This is a genomic window from Streptococcus sp. k-378 (assembly GCF_013277505.1).
Taxonomy (GTDB): domain Bacteria; phylum Bacillota; class Bacilli; order Lactobacillales; family Streptococcaceae; genus Streptococcus; species Streptococcus pseudopneumoniae.
In genome coordinates this window covers 1-628 of sequence record NZ_VMNC01000173.1, presented here as the reverse complement: position 1 = coordinate 628, position 628 = coordinate 1, and the positions used below count along the sequence as shown (strand labels likewise).

Genomic DNA, 628 nt, shown 5'->3' with positions numbered 1-628 from the left:
TGCTAGATTGCAATAAAACAACTGTTTGGAGGAATTTGAAAAAATATAAGGAGTTTGGTTTAGAAGCGCTTCTTCAAGAGACCCGTGGTGGACGTCATAGAGAATATATGACTTACGAAGAAGAACAAGCATTTCTAAAACGTCATATAGAAGCTGCTCAGGCTGGGGAATTTGTAACTGTCAATCAGTTATTTGAAGCCTATCAAAAAGAGATTGGTCGCACTTCCACACGTGATGGTTTCTATTATCTCCTGAAACGACATGGTTGGCGAACGGTCACTCCTCGACCTGAGCATCCCAAGAAGGCAGACGCTCAGACAATTGAGACGTCTAAAAATAAAATCTACATTCGAGACCTTAAGTAAGCGCTTTAAAGAAGAGGGGACTTATAACAAAGTACGTTTGATGTACCAAGATGAAGCTGGTTTCGGAAGAATCAGTAAGATGAGTTCTTGTTGGGCTCCTCAAGGAATCCGACCTAGCATTCCTAGTCATTATATGCGAGAATATCGCTATTGTTATGGGGCAGTAGATGCTCAGACAGGAGATTCCTTTTTCCTCATTGCTGGAGGATGCAATACTGAGTGGACCAATGAATTTCTACGGCAAGTCTCACAAGCTTATCCAG

General features: G+C 41.7%; 1 pseudogene. It reads left to right on the top strand.

Features of this window, described 5'->3' with window-relative positions:
* Positions 1-628 (top strand): annotated as a pseudogene (locus HT719_RS11245) (IS630 family transposase); the annotation flags it as partial.